Source organism: Virgibacillus natechei, assembly GCF_026013645.1.
GTDB lineage: Bacteria > Bacillota > Bacilli > Bacillales > Amphibacillaceae > Virgibacillus_L > Virgibacillus_L natechei.
This window is the reverse complement of record NZ_CP110224.1, coordinates 121059-139195: the sequence shown is the minus strand read 5'-3', so window position 1 is coordinate 139195 and position 18137 is coordinate 121059. Positions and strand designations below refer to the sequence as shown.

The 18137-nt window shown below is 40.5% G+C and carries 23 protein-coding genes and 1 pseudogene; 6 read left to right on the top strand and 18 right to left on the bottom strand.

Annotated elements, in window-relative coordinates:
• Positions 1-150: 150 nt before the first annotated feature.
• Positions 151-921: a TatD family hydrolase gene (locus OLD84_RS00895; protein ID WP_209463479.1), complete on the bottom strand. Its 771-nt coding sequence runs from the start codon at positions 919-921 to the stop codon at positions 151-153.
• 55 nt (positions 922-976) lie between these two features.
• Positions 977-2938: a methionine--tRNA ligase gene (metG, locus tag OLD84_RS00890; protein WP_209463478.1), complete on the bottom strand. Its 1962-nt coding sequence runs from the start codon at positions 2936-2938 to the stop codon at positions 977-979.
• A 323-nt stretch (positions 2939-3261) separates the two neighbouring features.
• Between metG and OLD84_RS00885 the strand changes: the two genes are divergently transcribed.
• The gene (locus OLD84_RS00885) at positions 3262-3540 is read left to right on the top strand and encodes a transition state genes transcriptional regulator AbrB (protein ID WP_209463477.1); all 279 of its coding nucleotides are present in this window, start codon (positions 3262-3264) and stop codon (positions 3538-3540) included.
• 112 nt (positions 3541-3652) lie between these two features.
• Here the strand turns inward: OLD84_RS00885 and rsmI are convergent, their stop codons facing one another.
• The 10 genes and pseudogenes from rsmI to OLD84_RS00835 all read right to left on the bottom strand — a co-directional run bounded on the left by rsmI (position 3653) and on the right by OLD84_RS00835 (position 10848).
• Positions 3653-4528, bottom strand: a complete 876-nt coding sequence (rsmI, locus tag OLD84_RS00880) for a 16S rRNA (cytidine(1402)-2'-O)-methyltransferase (protein ID WP_209463476.1) — start codon at positions 4526-4528, stop codon at positions 3653-3655.
• Positions 4506-4799, bottom strand: coding sequence for a GIY-YIG nuclease family protein (locus OLD84_RS00875; RefSeq protein WP_209463475.1), 294 nt, complete (start codon positions 4797-4799; stop codon positions 4506-4508). Before OLD84_RS00875 ends, rsmI begins: the two co-directional genes overlap by 23 nt.
• Positions 4786-5532: a tRNA1(Val) (adenine(37)-N6)-methyltransferase gene (locus tag OLD84_RS00870; protein ID WP_209463474.1), complete on the bottom strand. Its 747-nt coding sequence runs from the start codon at positions 5530-5532 to the stop codon at positions 4786-4788. The genes OLD84_RS00875 and OLD84_RS00870 overlap by 14 nt, the downstream gene beginning before the upstream one ends.
• A 67-nt stretch (positions 5533-5599) precedes the next feature.
• A complete protein-coding gene (yabA, locus tag OLD84_RS00865) occupies positions 5600-5941 on the bottom strand; it encodes a DNA replication initiation control protein YabA (RefSeq protein ID WP_209463473.1) in 342 nt (113 codons plus the stop codon).
• Between the two features lie 27 nt (positions 5942-5968).
• Positions 5969-6781: a PSP1 domain-containing protein gene (locus OLD84_RS00860; RefSeq protein ID WP_209463472.1), complete on the bottom strand. Its 813-nt coding sequence runs from the start codon at positions 6779-6781 to the stop codon at positions 5969-5971.
• A 6-nt stretch (positions 6782-6787) separates the two neighbouring features.
• Positions 6788-7777 carry a DNA polymerase III subunit delta' gene (gene holB, locus OLD84_RS00855; RefSeq protein WP_209463471.1) on the bottom strand — a complete coding sequence of 330 codons (990 nt, stop codon included), beginning with the start codon at positions 7775-7777 and terminating at the stop codon, positions 6788-6790.
• Positions 7778-7883: 106 nt separating this feature from the next.
• Positions 7884-8318: a YaaR family protein gene (locus OLD84_RS00850; protein ID WP_209463470.1), complete on the bottom strand. Its 435-nt coding sequence runs from the start codon at positions 8316-8318 to the stop codon at positions 7884-7886.
• Between the two features lie 124 nt (positions 8319-8442).
• A complete protein-coding gene (locus OLD84_RS00845; RefSeq protein WP_209463469.1) occupies positions 8443-8772 on the bottom strand; it encodes a cyclic-di-AMP receptor in 330 nt (109 codons plus the stop codon).
• Positions 8741-9422: pseudogene (gene tmk / locus OLD84_RS00840) on the bottom strand (dTMP kinase). The gene OLD84_RS00845 and the pseudogene tmk overlap by 32 nt, the downstream one beginning before the upstream one ends.
• Positions 9423-9438: 16 nt before the next feature.
• A complete protein-coding gene (locus OLD84_RS00835; RefSeq protein ID WP_209463467.1) occupies positions 9439-10848 on the bottom strand; it encodes an aminotransferase class I/II-fold pyridoxal phosphate-dependent enzyme in 1410 nt (469 codons plus the stop codon).
• A gap of 219 nt (positions 10849-11067) precedes the next feature.
• On the opposite strand from OLD84_RS00835, the gene OLD84_RS00830 reads away from it, so the two are divergent.
• Both OLD84_RS00830 and OLD84_RS00825 read left to right on the top strand, forming a co-directional pair.
• Positions 11068-11463, top strand: a complete 396-nt coding sequence (locus OLD84_RS00830) for a hypothetical protein (protein WP_209463466.1) — start codon at positions 11068-11070, stop codon at positions 11461-11463.
• Complete coding sequence (locus OLD84_RS00825; RefSeq protein ID WP_209463465.1) at positions 11447-11821, top strand: hypothetical protein; 375 nt, start codon at positions 11447-11449, stop codon at positions 11819-11821. The genes OLD84_RS00830 and OLD84_RS00825 overlap by 17 nt, the downstream gene beginning before the upstream one ends.
• A gap of 158 nt (positions 11822-11979) precedes the next feature.
• Here OLD84_RS00825 and OLD84_RS00820 read toward each other — a convergent pair whose 3' ends face one another.
• Positions 11980-12195 (bottom strand): hypothetical protein, encoded by a 216-nt coding sequence (locus OLD84_RS00820; protein ID WP_209463464.1) that lies wholly within the window; start codon positions 12193-12195, stop codon positions 11980-11982.
• A 104-nt stretch (positions 12196-12299) separates the two neighbouring features.
• Positions 12300-12452 carry an AbrB/MazE/SpoVT family DNA-binding domain-containing protein gene (locus tag OLD84_RS19405; RefSeq protein WP_390336765.1) on the bottom strand — a complete coding sequence of 51 codons (153 nt, stop codon included), beginning with the start codon at positions 12450-12452 and terminating at the stop codon, positions 12300-12302.
• A 220-nt stretch (positions 12453-12672) separates the two neighbouring features.
• Here OLD84_RS19405 and OLD84_RS00815 point away from each other — a divergent pair, with 220 nt between their 5' ends.
• Positions 12673-14031, top strand: coding sequence for a sodium-dependent transporter (locus tag OLD84_RS00815; protein ID WP_209463463.1), 1359 nt, complete (start codon positions 12673-12675; stop codon positions 14029-14031).
• A gap of 144 nt (positions 14032-14175) precedes the next feature.
• Here the strand turns inward: OLD84_RS00815 and OLD84_RS00810 are convergent, their stop codons facing one another.
• Entirely contained in the window at positions 14176-14490 is a 315-nt protein-coding gene (locus OLD84_RS00810; protein ID WP_209463462.1) for a type II toxin-antitoxin system RelE/ParE family toxin, read from the bottom strand.
• A complete protein-coding gene (locus OLD84_RS00805; protein WP_209463461.1) occupies positions 14483-14881 on the bottom strand; it encodes an AbrB/MazE/SpoVT family DNA-binding domain-containing protein in 399 nt (132 codons plus the stop codon). The genes OLD84_RS00810 and OLD84_RS00805 overlap by 8 nt, the downstream gene beginning before the upstream one ends.
• A 238-nt stretch (positions 14882-15119) precedes the next feature.
• On the opposite strand from OLD84_RS00805, the gene OLD84_RS00800 reads away from it, so the two are divergent.
• Positions 15120-16352 carry an MFS transporter gene (locus OLD84_RS00800; protein ID WP_390336764.1) on the top strand — a complete coding sequence of 411 codons (1233 nt, stop codon included), beginning with the start codon at positions 15120-15122 and terminating at the stop codon, positions 16350-16352.
• Between the two features lie 52 nt (positions 16353-16404).
• Here the strand turns inward: OLD84_RS00800 and OLD84_RS00795 are convergent, their stop codons facing one another.
• The gene (locus OLD84_RS00795; protein ID WP_209463460.1) at positions 16405-17094 is read right to left on the bottom strand and encodes a copper homeostasis protein CutC; all 690 of its coding nucleotides are present in this window, start codon (positions 17092-17094) and stop codon (positions 16405-16407) included.
• A gap of 193 nt (positions 17095-17287) precedes the next feature.
• Here OLD84_RS00795 and OLD84_RS00790 point away from each other — a divergent pair, with 193 nt between their 5' ends.
• Positions 17288-17803 carry a DUF309 domain-containing protein gene (locus OLD84_RS00790; RefSeq protein ID WP_209463459.1) on the top strand — a complete coding sequence of 172 codons (516 nt, stop codon included), beginning with the start codon at positions 17288-17290 and terminating at the stop codon, positions 17801-17803.
• A gap of 83 nt (positions 17804-17886) precedes the next feature.
• On the opposite strand, the gene OLD84_RS00785 is transcribed toward OLD84_RS00790, so the two are convergent.
• Entirely contained in the window at positions 17887-18078 is a 192-nt protein-coding gene (locus tag OLD84_RS00785) for a sigma factor G inhibitor Gin (protein ID WP_209463458.1), read from the bottom strand.
• Positions 18079-18137 lie beyond the last annotated feature (59 nt).

Below are 18137 nucleotides of genomic sequence, written 5' to 3'. Positions count from 1 at the left end.
TTACAAGTTATAACGAACAGGCACATTAATTATCCAAAAAAGCTAAGAATTGCCGTTATGAACGGGTTATAAGCTACCTATAAAAATAGAGAAAAGACTAGCTTAATGAATAGCTAGTCTCAACTTTTTCAGATAGGATGACATCTTTTTCTACTTATTAATTCGAAACAAAGAAAATGCGTTCTCTGTCGTAATTTTACTAACCTCATCTAAGGTCATCTCTTTTAGTTCAGCAATCTTCTCAGCTACCAACTTAACATAAGCCGGTTCATTTCGTTTGCCGCGATTCGGATGTGGTGCTAGAAATGGTGCATCGGTTTCCACTAATAAACGATCTATAGGCACCTCAACAGCAACTTCCTTTGGCATTGTAGCGTTTTTGAAGGTTACCGGGCCCCCAAGAGAGATATAAAAATTCATATCCAGGCATGCCTGGACGTAATCTACCGAATCATTGTAGCAATGCATAATCCCACCTACAGCTTTCGCATCTTCTTCCTGCAAAATTTCAATGATATCTGAGGTAGCTTCACGGTTGTGAATGGTAATCGGCATATTCACTTTTTTTGCAAGACGAATTTGCTTACGAAAGACTTGTTTTTGTATATCTTTCGGCGATTTGTCCCAATGATAATCCAATCCCATTTCACCAATAGCAACTACTTTCGGATGCGCGGCCAACTCCTCAATCCAATTCAAATCTTCATCCGTCATATCAATCGCATCAACCGGATGCCAGCCTACAGCTGCATAAATCGTCTCATTCTGTTCGGCAATTTCAATGGCTAACGGAATTGTCTCCCTGTCAAAACCAACGACAACCATATTGGTTACACCCGCATCAAAAGCACGCTGAATCGTCGCTCCACGGTCTTCGGAAAATTGCCTTGCATTTAAATGTACATGTGTATCAAAAAGCACTTCATCACTTCCTTATATCAAAGGAAAAGGCCGACCCTAAGGTGACCTTTTCTAATTATTTTACAACAGATCCATTCGGCAACGATTGCTCAACAGATGCTAGAGCAAGGTTTCCAGACTCATCTTCGCCACTAAGGATCATTCCCTCAGACATTTTACCACGCAGTTTTACAGGCTTTAAATTCGTTACACAAATTACTTTTTTGCCAATTAAGTCCTCTGGTTTGTAATGTTCTGCAATACCGGAAATTACTTGGCGCTTTTCCGTCCCAACATCAATCTGTATCTGTAGTAGCTTATCAGCTTTTTTCACCTTTTCTGCTTGAAGGACCTCCGCTACACGCATATCCAACTTCATAAAATCATCAAAGGCAATTTGTTCCTTTTGCTCAGGAATCTCGTTTTTAACTGCAGCTTCTTCTTCCTGTGCAGGGTTTTGCATCATTGCTTTAATTGTCTCTACTTCTTTGTCTACATCCAGTCGCGGGAAAATAGGATCGCCATTACGAACTTGAGTTCCTGTTTTAATTAGATCATCTTCATAAACACTATCCCATTCTTTTAGTGAATCATCCGTTACATTCAATTGATTGAATATCTCGGTTGGTGATTCTGTTAAAAATGGCTGAAGCATAACGGCCGTTTTTCTTAGCGACTCTACAAGATGTGCCATTACGTTTCCAAGACGTTCTTTTTGAGCTTCCTCTTTCGCCATTACCCACGGTCTGGTTTCATCAATGTATTTATTGGTACGGCTAATCAGTTTCCATAATGACGAGAGAGCTATAGAGAACTCCATGTTTTCCATTGCATCTTCCACTTGGTTAATTGTATCTTTAAAAAATTGCTCCAGTTCCGCGTCAACTTCGGTTTCAGAAGCCTTATATGCCGGGATTTCGCCATCAAAATACTTATCAATCATAGCAACCGTACGATTCAGCAAATTCCCAAGGTCATTTGCAAGGTCATAATTCGTACGCTCCACAAATCCTTCCGGGGTAAATACACCATCCGAACCAAACGGAACTTCACGTAGTAAATAATAGCGCAATGCATCAAGCCCGTAACGATCCACAAGCTTAACTGGATCAACCACATTTCCTTTTGATTTGGACATTTTGCCATCCTTCATCAAAATCCAGCCATGCGCAAAGATTTTTTTCGGTAATGGTATATCAAGTGCCATAAGCATAATTGGCCAATAGATCGTATGGAAACGGACAATCTCTTTACTCATCAGGTGTACATCAGCCGGCCAATACTTTTCGTATTTCTGAGGATTGTCTGATCCATATCCGAGTGCTGTAATATAATTACTCAGCGCATCGATCCATACATAAATAACATGTTTCGGGTCTCCAGGAACCTCAACTCCCCAATCAAACGTTGTTCGTGATACGGCTAAATCACCCAGACCAGGTCTGATAAAGTTGTTCAGCATTTCCGTTTTACGATTTTCTGGTTGAATAAAATCAGGATTATCATCATAAAACTGAACCAGTCTATCCACATATTTACTCATTCTGAAGAAATAAGACTCTTCTTTAACCTTTTCAACTGCATTCCCACAGTCCGGACAATGTCCATCTTCTAACTGACGCTCCGTAAAAAAGGATTCATCTGATGTACAATACCAACCTTCGTATTCATCCAGGTAGATATCTCCCTGTTTTAAAAGCTGATTAAAGATTTTTGTTACTAACTTTTTGTGACGGTCTTCTGTCGTACGTATAAAATCATCATTCGATATTTTAAGTTTTTTCCACAGGTCCTGAATACCACTAACAATCTCATCAACATACGCCTGTGGTTCTTGATCGTTCTCTTCTGCTTTTCGTTGAATTTTTTGACCATGCTCGTCAGTACCCGTTAAATACATGACATCGTAGCCCCTCATGCGTTTGTACCTTGCAATGGCATCCCCTGCAACCGTTGAATAAGCATGTCCAATGTGGAGGTTCCCACTTGGATAGTAAATCGGTGTCGTTATATAAAACGTTTTATCATTTTTTGGCATTCATTTTACCTCCTCGAGTCTACTACCAGCATTTAGAAAAAGAAGCATCCACCAAGTCTTTATAGGTGAAACCTTCGTTGCTTTCTACAAAATTTAAAACTATTTCTATTGTAGCGATTAAAGTGTCATTTGCCAAATTCTGCGAAAACCCAATTTTTCTTTTTTCTAAAAATTAATTGACACAACAGGGGATTATTGGTATTATTTTGACAGATGTCGAAATATGTGGATTTTTTTAATAATTATAATTTAAAAGAAAAACTAATGCATCCGCTTTTGCGATTAGCAACGTTTTTCCAACCTTAAGAGGGAGGAGAAAAAATATGAAGTCTATTGGGATTGTACGAAAAGTTGACGAACTTGGTCGTGTTGTCATACCCATTGAATTACGTCGGACACTTGATATCCACGAGAAGGATTCAATGGAAATTTATGTCGAAAATGATAGTATTGTTTTAAAGAAATTCAAACCAAATATGACATGCCAAATAACCGGCGAAACCTCAGATGAAAACCTATCATTTGCAAATGGAAAACTTGTACTCAGCCAAGAAGGCGCACAAGGATTAATTGAAGAGATACAATCACGATTCGATAAATAAAGGGACAGGGGGCAGAAACCTTGTCCCTTTTTGGTAATGAAAACACGGTGTAAATACCGACATGATTCATGGTTGATCACAAGATGCTCTTACCGGGACAAGGAACCTGTCCCTATGTCCCGACATGAAAAGCCTGATAAACAGCCCGCTTCGGCATCTTCCTGTCCACTGAAGCCTGCTTAATCGCCTCTTTACTGGATAAATGACGTTCTTCTATATAATGGTTCACATGCTCTGTGACCGATAAGTGGCTCCACCATAAAGCAGTGTCCGGCTCTAGCTGTTCAGGATTCCCCTCCAAAACGATACAAAATTCGCCTTTTAGCTCTCTTCCTTCAGCCCAGGAAATAAGTTCTTCTACTGTTCCACGTGCATATTCCTCAAACCGCTTCGTTAACTCGCGTGCAATCACAATTTGACGGTTACCCAGTTGCTCCAGCATTTCTTTCAATGTATCCTTTAACCGGTAAGGAGATTCGTAAAATAGCAGTGTTGCCTGGAATGCCTTCATCTGATTTAGCGCTTCTATTTTTTCCTTTTTCTTCCGTGGCAAAAATCCGTAAAAGTAAAACGTATCCGTTGAAAGTCCTGAACCAACTAACGCGCATAACGCAGCATTCGCCCCCGGAAGAACAACAACAGACTGACCTCTGCTGGTAGCGGCTTGCACCAGTTCATAGCCTGGATCAGAAATGGCAGGCATGCCCGCATCACTGACAATAGCGACCGATTCCCCGTTTTCCACTCTTTCCAGTAGCTGATCCTCACGAGCCATTTTATTATGCTCATGATAGCTAATTAAGGATGTAGTGATTTCAAAATGATTGAGGAGATTTTTCGTATTCCTCGTATCCTCTGCAGCAATTATCGACACAGATCCCAATATTTTCAGCGCACGAAACGTTATATCCTCGAGGTTGCCAATCGGCGTTGGAACAACGTAGATAGCACCCTTTGCTTCATCATCAAAGCTTTTCTGTATGTCCAAACTGCATCACTTCTTTCAGCTTATCCCGAATCAGTTCAAACTTCTCTTTTCGGGAACGTTGTTTGATCTGGTATTCCTTCTGCAATGCTTCTTCCTTTGTAGAAAATTTCTCCACAAAGACAACCTGAAACGGGCCACGCCCACGCGTATACTTTGCACCTTTTCCCTCGTTATGCATGGTTAATCGATTCTCTAAATCATTCGTATAACCCGTATATAACGAGTTATCACCACATTTTAGTATATAAACGGTATGTTCATGTTCTGCCATAGATAATATCCTCTGCCTCTTCTGTATAGGTTCCATCCGCATTGTATATGTACAAAGGGGGTAAAATTTTCAAATCCGCTTTCCCATCACGAATACCTTCTATCAATAACATGTTCGCATCTCTTCCTGCCTTGGGATATATAAACTGCAATCGCTTTGGCTCTAGTTTATATTTCCGAAAAAGCGAAATAATATCAATCAGTCTCCCTGGTCGATGTACCATTGCTACCTTACCGCCAGGCCGCACATATAATTTGCAAGCTTTAACAACATCTTCCAAGGTACAATAAACTTCATGTCTAGCAATTGTCAAATATTCATTATGGTTACGTTCCTTCTCGGAAGCTGTACGAAAATATGGCGGATTGCATGTGACGACATCGAAATTACTTTGCTCCAGCGTTGACTGCATTTCCTTTAAGTCCCCATGGATCATCGATAATTGACCACTTAGTTCATTCATTCGTACGCTTCTTTCTGCCATTTGAAAAATCCGTTCCTGAATTTCTACTCCTGTTATAGTAGCGTTTGTGCGCCTTGTTAGTAACAGAGGAATGACACCATTTCCAGTACATAGATCCAGTATTTTACCTCTTCTGACTGGAACATAAGCAAAATCTGCAAGCAGTACAGCATCAAGCGAAAAGGAGAAGGCAGTCGGACTCTGAATAATTTTCATACCTTCATCTGCCAGTAAATAATCAAGTCTTTCATCATCGTATAATTCTACCATGTTCCAACCCTCTTTACTTAAGTTAAGAAAAGCTGCCCCGGATCCGAGACAGCTGTTAATTTATACTCTATTTCGTCCGATTAAATAAATCAAGACAGAATATGCAATCCGCATTTTGCCTTGGACTACCGAATTCCAGATTGCAGATATGGAAGCCTTCTTCATACAATCTGGCTAAATTATCATAGCCTTCACCAGGAATTGTCTTAGACGGCCTTTCATCAGCATCTTCTTCATCTTCTTTGGGGTGATCCAAATGATTTCGCAAATTATAATTTTCCATAGCGAGCCGATGATTTTCTTCCAACAAGTTACTTAATTGTCCTTTCAAGTCACCAAGTTGTTCATATAACTCACCTATTTGCTTTTCCATATCCGATACTTGGTCAAATATTTGTCTATTGTTCACGCCTACTCACTCCGTTATTCTGTGGCCCTAAGCTAAAATCCCTTCTTCGATCAGCTCATCTAGCGTATATTCAACTTGACTTTCCTTTTCTGGAATTTCGATTTGAACAAGACGCTCAAGAATGTTTAGCCCTGCTACTTTCCCATTACCAAAAGGTGTCTTAATAGCTTGCCCAATATCCGGCAATTCACGCTTCGCTGTTTCATAATTATCATTCTCATATTTCAAACAGCACATCAATCGGCCGCATAAACCAGATATTTTCGCTGGATTAAGGGAAAGGTTTTGATCCTTTGCCATTTTAATAGAAACAGGCTCAAAGTCTCCCAAAAAGGTGGAACAACAAAGCATTCTGCCACATGGGCCAATCCCACCCAACATCTTCGCCTCATCACGAACGCCAATTTGGCGAAGCTCAATACGTGTTTTAAACATCGCCGCCAGGTCTTTCACCAACTTTCGGAAGTCGACTCTGCCGTCTGCTGTAAAATAAAAAATAATTTTATTCCGGTCAAATGTATATTCTGCTTCTACTAGATTCATATCCAGTTTATGTTCTATAACTTTTTCTGTCCCAGTTTTGAAGGCTAAATCAGCGTACTCCTGATTTTCCACAACTGTATGCTTATCTTTCTCGTCAGCCTTACGAATGACTTTCTTTAAAGGAAGCACAACATCTTCCTCATCGACCTGTCTATTGGTGATTACAACTTTTCCAAATTCGATACCGCGAACGGTTTCCACAACAACATAGTTATCTATTGAAAGGCTTTTAGCACCTGGATCAAAATAATATATTTTACCCGCTTTTTTGAATCGGACGCCAATAACATCAATCATTCTGTATCACCTCTGTATTTGAAGTGTAAGCTGTTCAATCACTAATGTAGGATGAACATTTTGCTTCAAGTTTCTTTTTGCCTGCAAAATTTCATTCAAGACAGTTACTAATTTTTCTTGTGAAAAAGACATTGCTGCTTTTTCTAGCACTTCATCATTTGCGGCAAAAAAAACCATGGAGTCTTCGTTTCCAATATGGTAATAAAGAATATCCTTAAAAGCTAAAAGCAATAAATCCAATCCTTGCTCCTGCTCTTTCCTTTCCTTAAAATGTGTCACCCAATGATTATGAATAAACAGAAATACATCTTCTGGATTATTTGAAAATACTCCTACCAATTGTACCATTAACTTTCTTGCTGAAGCAAACCACTCATCGTCATTCATGGCAAATGCATCATCTAAATTATTCGTTAATGCACGCATTAAAACGGCATTTGCTTTCGTCATTCCTTCTTCCACCAAACGGTTCTCAAAAGAGATGGGGTTCAGCGGCTGTAAATCAATCACCTGACAACGTGACCTAATCGTCGGGATAATCCATTGACTATTTTCGGTCAGCATGATCGCCGTCGTCTGCTTGCTCGGCTCCTCCAAAAACTTCAAAATCCGATTAGCGGCATTCGATGTTAATGTATCTGCAGCTTTAATCACATAAACTTTCTTATTGGATTCAAGCCCTGAATAGGTAAACTCTTTTTGGAGGTTTTTAATTTGTTCTATTTTAATCGATTGCCCCTCAGGCTCGATCCAGTGAACATCCGGATGATTCCCAGAAGTAATACGCTTACAAGCATTACACGCATTACAAGGTTCCGCCGCTGCCTTATACTCGCAAAATAAATCTTTCGCGAGTAATAAAGCGATCGCTTCTTTACCAGTACCGCGCCCGCCCTGAAGCAAATACGCATGAGAAATGCGGTCTTTTTTTATGCTGTTCGTAATAATCTTACTTGCTAATGGTTGTACCTCTGCAACTTCAGACCACGTTTTCATAAGTACCCTTCCTTACTAACAAAACCGGCTCCTTCGCCAATTTTATTCCATATAACCTTTTCTTACTTTCCTCTAGAAAGACGAGGTGGCAGCCGAGTTTTTCTAATCATGTATATATATTAATGAGTAGTCCCTTTATCTCACCTATGAGGCCGAGGATATCTACTGTCTTTTTTTCTTGGTTCATTATTTCTTCCGTTAATTCAAGAAGCTTTTCGTCTACTTCTTTAACAATTGCTAGTTGACGGCTTTTCCCTTCAACATTAAAGCTATGCGATTTTTGTAAGTCGAGTCCACTATATACCGTTTCCTGTAGGAAGCCCTTAACCATACGTTTAAATTTTGCAAGATCACGAAACGATCGAAATCGAGCGACTCTATCCCCTTGTACTGTAATGTTCTTCATTAATTGCTGTAATTCCTGCTGCTTTAGATGTTGTGTTTGGGACTGAACCATTTTATTAAAGGACTTTGTTTCCGCTGCAGCGGGTCGTGGATGTTTCGTTTCTGTTTGTGTATGCATTTCCTGGCTTATTTTCATGCGTTCAGCCCCCTTTTTATAACATTGCTAATTCCGGTTCCTAGGAGCTCGCATCATAAGCAGTTGACGATCTACGGTCTCTTGCTTATGCGGTCACCCCTGAACAGTCGCCTGCACTTTTATATTAAAATTGATAAAATGATTCGATTGGTAGCATAAATACGGTTGCTCCGCCAACTTCGACTTTAACTGGATTTGGAATATAAGAATCGGCATTTCCGCCCATTGGCGAGATCGGTGCAACCATTTGTTCACGATGGGAGCAATTATCTCGAATAATAGCTAATGCCTCATCCACATATTCATTCTCACACCCAATCATAAGTGTTGTATTGCCTTCCTTTAAAAATCCACCCGTCGTCGCAAGCTTGGTCGTTTGAAATTTTTCTTCCCCTAAAGCATCGACAAGTCGATTGGAGTCCTTATCCTGAATGACTGCAATAATTAATTTCATTTGGCATACCTCCTTTACTCATTTTTATGTAGATAAGCAAGAATGTGATCCAAGGTATCCTTTTCAACAGCTTCCAACGATTGGTCGGCATTTATAGACTGCATACGATTCGGAAATCGATTCATAAGCATATGATAGGCCTCGTATACTTTTTCATGAAAATGAAGCTTTTCCAGATCTAACCGATTCCTCTCTCTATCTTTATTCGCTGTAATGCGCTCTAATCCCTTTGTTGGCTCAATATCAAAAAATAAAGTTAAATCAGGCATCGTATCCTGGATAGCAAATTGGTTAATCGCAAGAACTTCATCTATTCCAAGCCCACGCGCATGACCTTGGTAAGCAAGGCTACTATCAACAAAACGATCGCATAAGACAATTTTCCCCTGCTTTAACGCTGGTACTATTTTTTCGACGAGGTGTTGTCTTCGAGCCGCCGCATATAGCAATGCCTCGGTTCGTTCTTCCATCTTTGTGTGGTTTGGATCGAGAATGATTTTCCTTATTTGTTCTGCGGTTTCGATGCCTCCAGGCTCTCGTGTTGCAAGCACGTCATATCCAAGGTCCTGTAGTTTGCTATTTAAAGAATGAAGAATGGAAGTTTTGCCTGCACCCTCGCCACCTTCAACTGTTATAAAATGTCCACTCACGTTCTTATCTCCTTCGTCATTCCGTGTATATCTTGATGCCCTTATCGCGTTGTTGAATGTTGATACCCCGCTCAACCAGTTGTTCTATGATTTCAATATGTTCTGTTGTAATTCTTTCCCCTTTTAGAATAACAGGGATTCCTGGTGGATACGGAATTACCGCTTCTGCTGCTATATGTCCAATTCCTTCGTGAAAAGAAACCTGTTTATCGTTTAATTGATTCATTTCCTGATACGACAAAGCCAATTCCTGAATCGGATGTGTGAAAAGCTTTGTTATCTCTATTGTAGCATGGTTCGTCTGATTTTTTAATTGTTCCCCTACGCTTTTCACAGCTTTTTTCAATTGATTTGGTTTTTGAAACGGGGAAAGACCATGAATAAATAGAATCTGATTATGTGTAACCAGCTCTGGATAGATGTTTTGCCTTTCAAAAAGACGAGCTGTATTTTTTGCAGATAAGCCATCTTTTAAGTGTAACGTTATTTTCAATGGGTCATCTGTCGGTAGAATATCCCAGTGCACAGATGCTTGCAGGATCGTCCTCACCATTGTAGCACTTTGTACAGTATTATTTATTTCTTCTGCTTTCATTGTTGCCAAAAATCCACGCGCAATATCAAGTGACGCAATTAATGGATAGGATGGGCTACTAGACTGGATCATCTGCAAATAATGTGCGATTTGCTCTTTTGAAACAAGCCCGGAATTCATATGTAAAAAGGAACCCATCGTCATAGCAGGTGCCATTTTATGCGCCGACTGGACAACAACATCTGCCCCAAGTTCCAAGGCTGATGCAGGAAAGGGATCTCCCAGTGAAAAATGGACCCCATGTGCTTCGTCCACGAGTACAGGCATATGATAGGCATGCACTACATCTATCATTTCTTTCATCTCATAGGTTTTCCCAAAATAATCCGGATAAGTAAGCACAACAGCTTTTGCATCCGGATGCTGGCGAAGTGCTTCTCGTAAGGTATCCAAACTCGGATTGGCATAACGACCCACCATTTGATCATATTCCGGCGCTATAAATACTGGCCTTGCACCACTTAGCTCCATCCCATTCATCACCGATTTATGACTATTTCGCTGCACAATCACCTTATCCCCGGCATTACATGTCGCCAAAATCATTGCCAAATTACCGGCAGTACTTCCACCGACAAGAAAGAAGGTATGATCCACCTGGAAAAAATCCGCTGCCAAGTTTTCCGCTTCGGCAATTGCTTCTGTTGGAGCATGCAGGTCGTCCAGGCCAGGGATCTCTGTCATGTCCAATTTTAAAATTGAGTCGAAAAATTCCCGTGCCTCCTCAGGAAAGAGACGGCCATTTTTATGCCCAGGGACGTGGAAGGAGGTTGGGTTTGTGTTATTAAATTGTTTTAAGGTTTGAAATAGTGGGGTGTGAGAATGATCCATGTTAATATCTCGTCTCCATTTTTTAGTTTTATATTTTAGCAATTACTTATTATTTAAAAGCATACATTAAAATGAAAAAGAACACTATTTTTACTGTGTAAATATAATACATAAAGGCAATAATTAATAGACACAATTAGTAACATATATAAATACACAGCTTAACGTGTATTTAACTGGTATAAAAGCATAAAATAATATATAATGGAGGTGAGAATAATGAAGCAGAAAGGACTGAACAAGATGACTAATCAGATGCTTAAAGATGTTGAGAAAATCAGAAGAGGATTTGAACTTGGCAGTCGTGTGGGTGTTACGCAACTGGGGCGTTCTACACAATGGCGTGACGACCTTGAACGCTTAACAGCCATGGAGGTTGTGGATAGAAACCAGACAGCTGCTGTATTACTTAAACCGGAATCCTTTAAAGCACTTATGACGTATCTAGACCAAGTTGAACAGGAACTTGAACAAGAACAAGTTGAAGCAATATTTGCATACCGTAAAGATTCAAATGATTGGTCATCCGGGGAGGATTTAGCTACAAAAGCAAAGGCAAGCCTAGAAGAACGACAAAGATATATTCGAGGTTTACTAGATGACGATCGACAATAATTTAATAGAACAAGCTATTGATGCTATCACTGAGATAGAAGGTATAAAAACAGATCCAAATGCGATGCTTGATGATATTGTGCTGGTCGCTTATGTATTTGATAACGAACTTCTGTTCATGACAGCAATTGCTCAAATTAAAAAAGCAATGCTTCAAATTGTGAAGACCAGAGATATCGGACAACCACTTGTCGGCAATTTATCCAGTTGGATGTCATTTCATTTTCAAAGTCAACGTACTCAAAAACACCCAGCTGATCTCCGAATTATATATCATGACACAGGAGATTTTATTAGAATCCGCGGATTCGGGCATAGACATTTACCAAGTGATGTATATCAAAAATTATATGGATGATGAATTAATTGTATCGCTAAGGTTTGGATTTCAAACCTTTTCATATTTTCCCTAAATAATGTCTCAACTGTTCATAGAAATTCTCTCTTGGTCACATTAAAACCATAAGAATCAACTCCCCAGTCTCATTTTTCTCCAATGTATAACATAATTCATAATTAGTTCCAATTATGGCTCACGTCAATATAATAATAACCTTTCAAGTCTCCTTTTTTCATTTTCCGATAATAATTTTGATCCGTTTTACGTATTCTTTTGAGTTCCTTTGTTACTCGCTTCCCAATTTTATATGGCAACAACTCATTCATTTTCTTCCTGTCCTCCAAAGCGCTTAAATAATCGTCAAGGCTCTCTGCGGCCATAGGTTGTTCCATCGCTTCTCGCTTCATATAATCCAATGCTTTTGGTATTTTTGACTTAATCTGGCTGAATTCCTCTATTAAGTCATCACCAGAATACCCTTGTTTTACTAAATCTTTTAAAATATCTTCAAAAAATCGATTTCGTCAGATACAGCAGGCCGGATAACAATTCCCTTGTCTGTATATTCTACGATTGCTTCATCATTTAAATTTAAAGCATCATAAAAATCCCTTGGAATACTAATTTGTCTTTGCTTAGAAACTTTTATTTAAATATTTGCTTATTTAATCATACCATCATAATCTATGTAAAAACAAACTGCACCCCACGACTTTAGCCCATGCTCCCCATTTCTCCAGAACGCTTGAATATATCTAGTTCATTATACCTATAATGCAAATTACTTAGTAAATTTTATCTATCTTTTGACATTTGCACAACTATTATTTATAATTTTAAGAAATATCGATAAAAGGGGGTAGTTTAAGATGCAAGGCAGAGAACAATGGGCAACTCGCTATGGATTTATGCTTGCGGCTGTTGGTTCAGGAGTCGGTTTGGGTAACATCTGGCGTTTTCCCTATATTACAGGAGAATTAGGTGGCGGAGCGTTTTTATTAGTATATCTTATTTGTGTGCTCATCATTGGTTTACCGACAATGATTGCAGAGTTTTCAATTGGTAAACGAGGTCAGCTAGATGCCGTGGGTTCATTCCAAAAAACAGCAAAGTCTAAACCGTGGGTCATTGGTGGCTGGCTCGGCGTTATAACTTCGTTTTTAATTGTGTCGTTTTATGCGGTCATTACCGGTTGGGTTTTGTATTATATGTTTAGTTATTTAACCGGAGCGGTTCAGCAGGTGGAGCCTGGCGGGATTGGAGAATTTTTCGAAGGATTTATCGGGCATGATTTCCTTCCGGTCGTTTGGCAAATTATTGTCATGGCTATTATTGTGGGCATCCTGTATTTTGGCGTAAAGAAAGGAATCGAGCTTTCTAATAAAATCTTTATGCCGTTGCTTGCCGTCATTCTTATCGTATTGGCTGGGTACAGTTTATCGCTGGATGGCGCTGCTGAAGGCTTGGCATTTTTGTTCATTCCTGATTGGAGTGCTTTGGGAGATCCGAATTTATATCTGGCAGCTATCGGGCAGGCTTTCTTCACCTTATCTCTTGGGATGGGAATAATGGTCACCTATGGCGGTTACTTGTCGAGCCAAACCGGCAAACGTTTGCCGGGAACCGCTGCGAGTATTGTCCTACTTGATACGCTATTCGCGATCGTAGTGGGGGTTATCATCTTTATTTCTATTTTCACGATTGGCGGAATTGAACCAGACCAAGGGCCAACGTTAATCTTCGCGGTGTTACCTGAAGTGTTTAACCAAATGGCTGGTACAGGTACATTCTTTGCGATCCTGTTTTTCTTCCTTGTCTTTATCGCCGGTCTGTCTTCCGCTATTTCCTTGGCTGAAGTCAGTGTTTCCTTTGCGATTCGCCAGTTTAACATGAGCCGAAAGAAAGCAGCGCTCATTGTTGGGGCACTCATTACACTAGTTGGTGTACCATCGGCATTAAGTCAGGGAGGCCCGCTCGGTGAGGTTCTGATATTTGGCGAAACGATCCTTGACTTTGTCGACTTATTAACGGACAGTTACTTCCTGCCGATTGGCGGTTTGATCGTTGTTCTCTTTGTCGGTTGGGGCTGGAAACGTAGCGAAGCGTTTGAAACTGCAGATTTTAAAAATCAATGGCTTGGAAACTTGTGGTTGATTCTACTTCGTTTCGTAGCACCAATCATGATCATTATTATTTTACTCGCCAACTATTTAGGTATCGGCGTATAAACTGATTAAAAATCAGAACAAAAGGGTTCCGTTATGCGGAGCCCTTTTTTCACACTCCATAATTAGACAATTTTGACAAAATGCGGGTGGGGACAGGGGGGCAGGTTCTTAGATTATCCTTATGCACTCTTTTTGAAACCCCTTTCATGTTTTCCCTAAATACCGTTTCAACTGTTCATAAAAATTCTCTCTTGGCCCCATTAAGACTATAAGAATCATGTCGCCAGTATCATCCTCTTCCAATGTATAACATAATTCATAATTGGTTCCAATATGGCTCACGTCAATACAAAAATACCCTTTCAAGTCTCCTGTTTTGGCATTACCTGAGAAGGGATTTTTGCGGATAAATTCAATAGCCTCATTCATTTTCCGATACAATTTTTGATCCGTTTTACGTATTCTTTTAAATTCCTTTGCAGCTCGCTTCCCAATCTTATATGGCAACAACTCACTCATTTTCTTCTCCGTCCTCCAAAGCGTCTAAATAATCGTCCAGACTCTCTGCGACAATTGGTTGCTCCATCGCTTCTCGCTTCATATAGTCCATTGCCTTTGGTATTTTTGATTTAATACGACTGAATTCCTCTATTAGCTCATCACCGGAATACCCCTGTTTGACTAAATCCTTTAGAATATCCTCAGAGAAATCAACGTCCTCAAATACAGCAGGTCGGATAACAATTTCCTTACCTGTATATTCTACGATTGCTTCATCATCTAAATCCAAAGCATCATAAAAATCCCTTGGAATACTGATTTGTCTTTGCTTAGAAACTTTTACACGCCGGACTGGCTTTCCATGTATATCTGCCATATCAACTCTCTCCTTTGGTATTGTCACTACCATAATATATGCCCCTCCCCATAAAATATATACTTTTAATTTAAAAAAATTTATTTCTTTAAACCTTTATTTTAATTATACCATCACTATCTAATTTGTAAATATATTTAACAGAATATATTGCCATTAAGTGAATCCATCTGCGCTAACCTCAGGTCCGCCCAAATCCCTCTAGAAATGCCACATGTATAATGCTATGATGGAAGTCAGTTGTTACATCGGGATGGAAAGGGGCATCGTAATATTGGCAAAGGCGAATACGCGTAAAATTAAAGTAAATTCAAGCAATCATACCGTTTATCCTATTTTAGTCATTCTCGGTATTTGTCATTTGTTAAATGATACGCTTCAAGCGGTTATACCAGCGATGTTCCCTATTTTGGAGCAATCACACGGCCTGACATTTACACAACTTGGATTCATAACATTTGCATTGAATATGGTTGCATCCGTTATGCAGCCTGTCGTTGGGTTATATGCCGATAAAAAGCCCGTGCCATTTGCTTTACCAATTGGACTCGCCAGCAGCATGATTGGTATGTTAGGTTTGGCTCTGGCACCTAATTTTGTTTTCATTTTACTGAGTGTGGTGTTTATCGGGTTGGGTTCGGCAATATTTCATCCAGAAGGGTCACGGGTGGCTTATTTGGCTGCAGGCTCGCGCAGGGGGTTGGCTCAATCCATCTATCAGGTTGGTGGCAATTCAGGCCAGGCGCTTGCCCCTGTCATAACTGCATTGGTACTCGTTCCGCTGGGGCAATTCGGCGCGATTTGGTTTACATTGATAGCCGGATTGGCGGTACTGTTTCTGATCTATATTGCGAAATGGTATGCCGCGCAAGTTGGACCCGGGGCGCCTACAATAAAAGAGGCCAAGCCAAAAAAACGCGATCAACAGGTCTCGAAGGCAATTAAATTGGCGTTAGTCACACTCGTATTTATCGTGTTTGCACGCTCCTGGTATGTAAGTTCGCTTTCTAGCTTCTATGCATTTTTTGCCATCGATCGGTATGGACTTTCCATTGCAGAAGCTCAAATCTATATCTTTACTTTCCTTGGAATGGGTGCAGTGGGTACTTTCTTGGGCGGGCCTATCGCAGACCAATTTGGTAAAAAGAATGTGATTGTATATTCCTTTTTACTGGCAACGCCGCTTGCTCTGCTTTTGCCTGTCGTCGGCCCATTTGTCGCAATCCCATTGCTTGGGGTCTTGGGACTTGTCATCACGTCTAGTTTTTCAGTCTCCGTCGTCTATGCCCAGGAGCTCATTCCCGGCAAAATTGGCACCATGTCCGGATTGATTGTGGGACTCGGTTTCGGAATAGGAGCAATTGGATCCGTTGCGCTCGGGGTTATGATCGACATGATTGGTTTAGGCACAACCATGAGCCTCATGTCCCTTCTGCCAATCCTCGGATTGCTTGCATGGTGGCTCCCGTCTGATCAAAAAGTGCGAGCGTGGTATAGCGGATAAGGGGACGTGGGGACAGGTTCCTCGTCCCCCTTTTAAACAAGTCTCTGCCCACCTAAATCAATGCGTTGCTAATGGAATTCATTTTTTCCGGATCAAACGTGTTCGTGAACAAATTATTTACCCGTACCGCTTTTCCAAAATGATACTGCTTGGCACCTATAGCTTGATGAATTGACTTTATGTTGTACCGTGAGAGTCCTCCTCCTGGCAATATTCCGGGCCCCTCGATATTTTTCGCAAGTTTCACCAGTTCACGAAGGTTTTCTTTACCAGCTTGTGCATCTGGCTCCCCACCAGACGTCAAGATTCGCTTTATATGATCGGAATAACGCGCGAGCTTCGTGTATGCAGCCTTTTGGTCAGGAATTTCATCAAATGCACGGTGAAACGTAATATCCATTTCCGGCGCAGTGGCAATAACCTCTTTTAACCTATATTCATCGATCGTGCCATTTTCGAGAAGCGCACCGAATACAATCCCTTTACCTCCTAGGTCGAGAACAGCCTTGATATCATCTTGAATAATAGCAAAATCATTTTCATCATACCAAAAGCCTTTGCTGTGCGGGCGAATCATAACCTGTACAGGTATAGAAACACTGCGAAGGACTTGTTTTATCGTGCCATAGCTTGGTGTCAAACCACCCTCACTAATAGCGGATACTAACTCAAGCCGATCCGCACCCCATTTTTCCGCTTGAACAGCTTCTATTTGATTTTGTACAATAACTTCTACCATCATCAGAATCCCACCTCCCTTTATAGGTTCTATTTATCTTAGTATATCAAAGTTACGTAGTGCTTTTCCTCGCATCCTCAAAATTGCTGTTATCACTGTTATGTACACGACCACACAAGGTCTAAGGAATCGCCCCTACCGCGCAGCTATGATACAATGGCCAATAGGGTTCATCGGTTTGGAGAGGAGGGAGCATGTGCGTTATCCAGAAGCCTATGTTGATTTCCTTGTTTATTTTCAAGGTGTACGGGATTATTTCGAGTGTCATGAAATTTTGGAAGATGAATGGAAGAAGGTCCCCCCTGAAGAAAGAAAATCGTATTGGAAAGGGTTCATCGCCATTGCCGTTTCGCAATACCATCACCGTCGGGGTAATTTCAAAGGCGGGGAACGTGCCATGCAAAACGCCATAACACGTTTGGAAAAAGAACAGTCTCTGCTGCGTGCTTTTGGTTTAGATGGGGAAGTTGCATTGCAGTTGTTTGCGGAGAAATTGACTGCTATTCGCGCAAACAAACCTTATGAAAGCATGAATCTGCCAATTATTGATGATGAGCTTATGAAACGATGCCACCAACGTTCTCAAGGTAGAGGCTGCACATTCGGTAATTCAAGCGACATGAGTGATGAAGCCTTAATCAATAAGCATCGCATGCCGAATAGAGACGCTGTTATTTCAAAGCGGGAGGCCATGTACCGGAGGAATATGTGAGTGAAACGGGTGGCCCCTCGTCCACCCCATTGAAAAGCACATTAAAAACAAAAAAAGCCTTTGACGCGCAAAGACTTTCTAATCTATGAATATAATTTCGGTTTGCTTACATTTTTTAATTTTCTTAGATAGTAGTTATACTTCTCTTCTCTGGGCTCGGTATGAATCATATTATACTCACATTCACTGCAAATAAACATGGTATACAAATGAATGCCCCTTGCCTTTTCTTCCTCACAAATACCGCACCGCTCAAAGAAATTAGATTGTTTCATTTCCCCACCTCCATTAGAAATTAGTATCTCCCAATCTAACGGAATTTATACAAGGAAAC

What these genes read in the sequence shown, in the direction of transcription:
- metG (WP_209463478.1), bottom strand. Translation starts at nt 2,938, where the DNA reads ATGCCAAAAAATGATAAAACGTTTTATATAACGACACCGATTTACTAT.
- OLD84_RS00885 (WP_209463477.1), top strand. Translation starts at nt 3,262, where the DNA reads ATGAAGTCTATTGGGATTGTACGAAAAGTTGACGAACTTGGTCGTGTT.
- OLD84_RS00875 (WP_209463475.1), bottom strand. Translation starts at nt 4,799, where the DNA reads ATGGCAGAACATGAACATACCGTTTATATACTAAAATGTGGTGATAAC.
- OLD84_RS00870 (WP_209463474.1), bottom strand. Translation starts at nt 5,532, where the DNA reads ATGGTAGAATTATACGATGATGAAAGACTTGATTATTTACTGGCAGAT.
- OLD84_RS00860 (WP_209463472.1), bottom strand. Translation starts at nt 6,781, where the DNA reads ATGATTGATGTTATTGGCGTCCGATTCAAAAAAGCGGGTAAAATATAT.
- holB (WP_209463471.1), bottom strand. Translation starts at nt 7,777, where the DNA reads ATGAAAACGTGGTCTGAAGTTGCAGAGGTACAACCATTAGCAAGTAAG.
- OLD84_RS00850 (WP_209463470.1), bottom strand. Translation starts at nt 8,318, where the DNA reads ATGAAAATAAGCCAGGAAATGCATACACAAACAGAAACGAAACATCCA.
- OLD84_RS00845 (WP_209463469.1), bottom strand. Translation starts at nt 8,772, where the DNA reads ATGAAATTAATTATTGCAGTCATTCAGGATAAGGACTCCAATCGACTT.
- OLD84_RS00835 (WP_209463467.1), bottom strand. Translation starts at nt 10,848, where the DNA reads ATGGATCATTCTCACACCCCACTATTTCAAACCTTAAAACAATTTAAT.
- OLD84_RS00830 (WP_209463466.1), top strand. Translation starts at nt 11,068, where the DNA reads ATGAAGCAGAAAGGACTGAACAAGATGACTAATCAGATGCTTAAAGAT.
- OLD84_RS00825 (WP_209463465.1), top strand. Translation starts at nt 11,447, where the DNA reads ATGACGATCGACAATAATTTAATAGAACAAGCTATTGATGCTATCACT.
- OLD84_RS00820 (WP_209463464.1), bottom strand. Translation starts at nt 12,195, where the DNA reads ATGGAACAACCTATGGCCGCAGAGAGCCTTGACGATTATTTAAGCGCT.
- OLD84_RS00815 (WP_209463463.1), top strand. Translation starts at nt 12,673, where the DNA reads ATGCAAGGCAGAGAACAATGGGCAACTCGCTATGGATTTATGCTTGCG.
- OLD84_RS00810 (WP_209463462.1), bottom strand. Translation starts at nt 14,490, where the DNA reads ATGAGTGAGTTGTTGCCATATAAGATTGGGAAGCGAGCTGCAAAGGAA.
- OLD84_RS00805 (WP_209463461.1), bottom strand. Translation starts at nt 14,881, where the DNA reads ATGGTAGTGACAATACCAAAGGAGAGAGTTGATATGGCAGATATACAT.
- OLD84_RS00795 (WP_209463460.1), bottom strand. Translation starts at nt 17,094, where the DNA reads ATGATGGTAGAAGTTATTGTACAAAATCAAATAGAAGCTGTTCAAGCG.
- OLD84_RS00785 (WP_209463458.1), bottom strand. Translation starts at nt 18,078, where the DNA reads ATGAAACAATCTAATTTCTTTGAGCGGTGCGGTATTTGTGAGGAAGAA.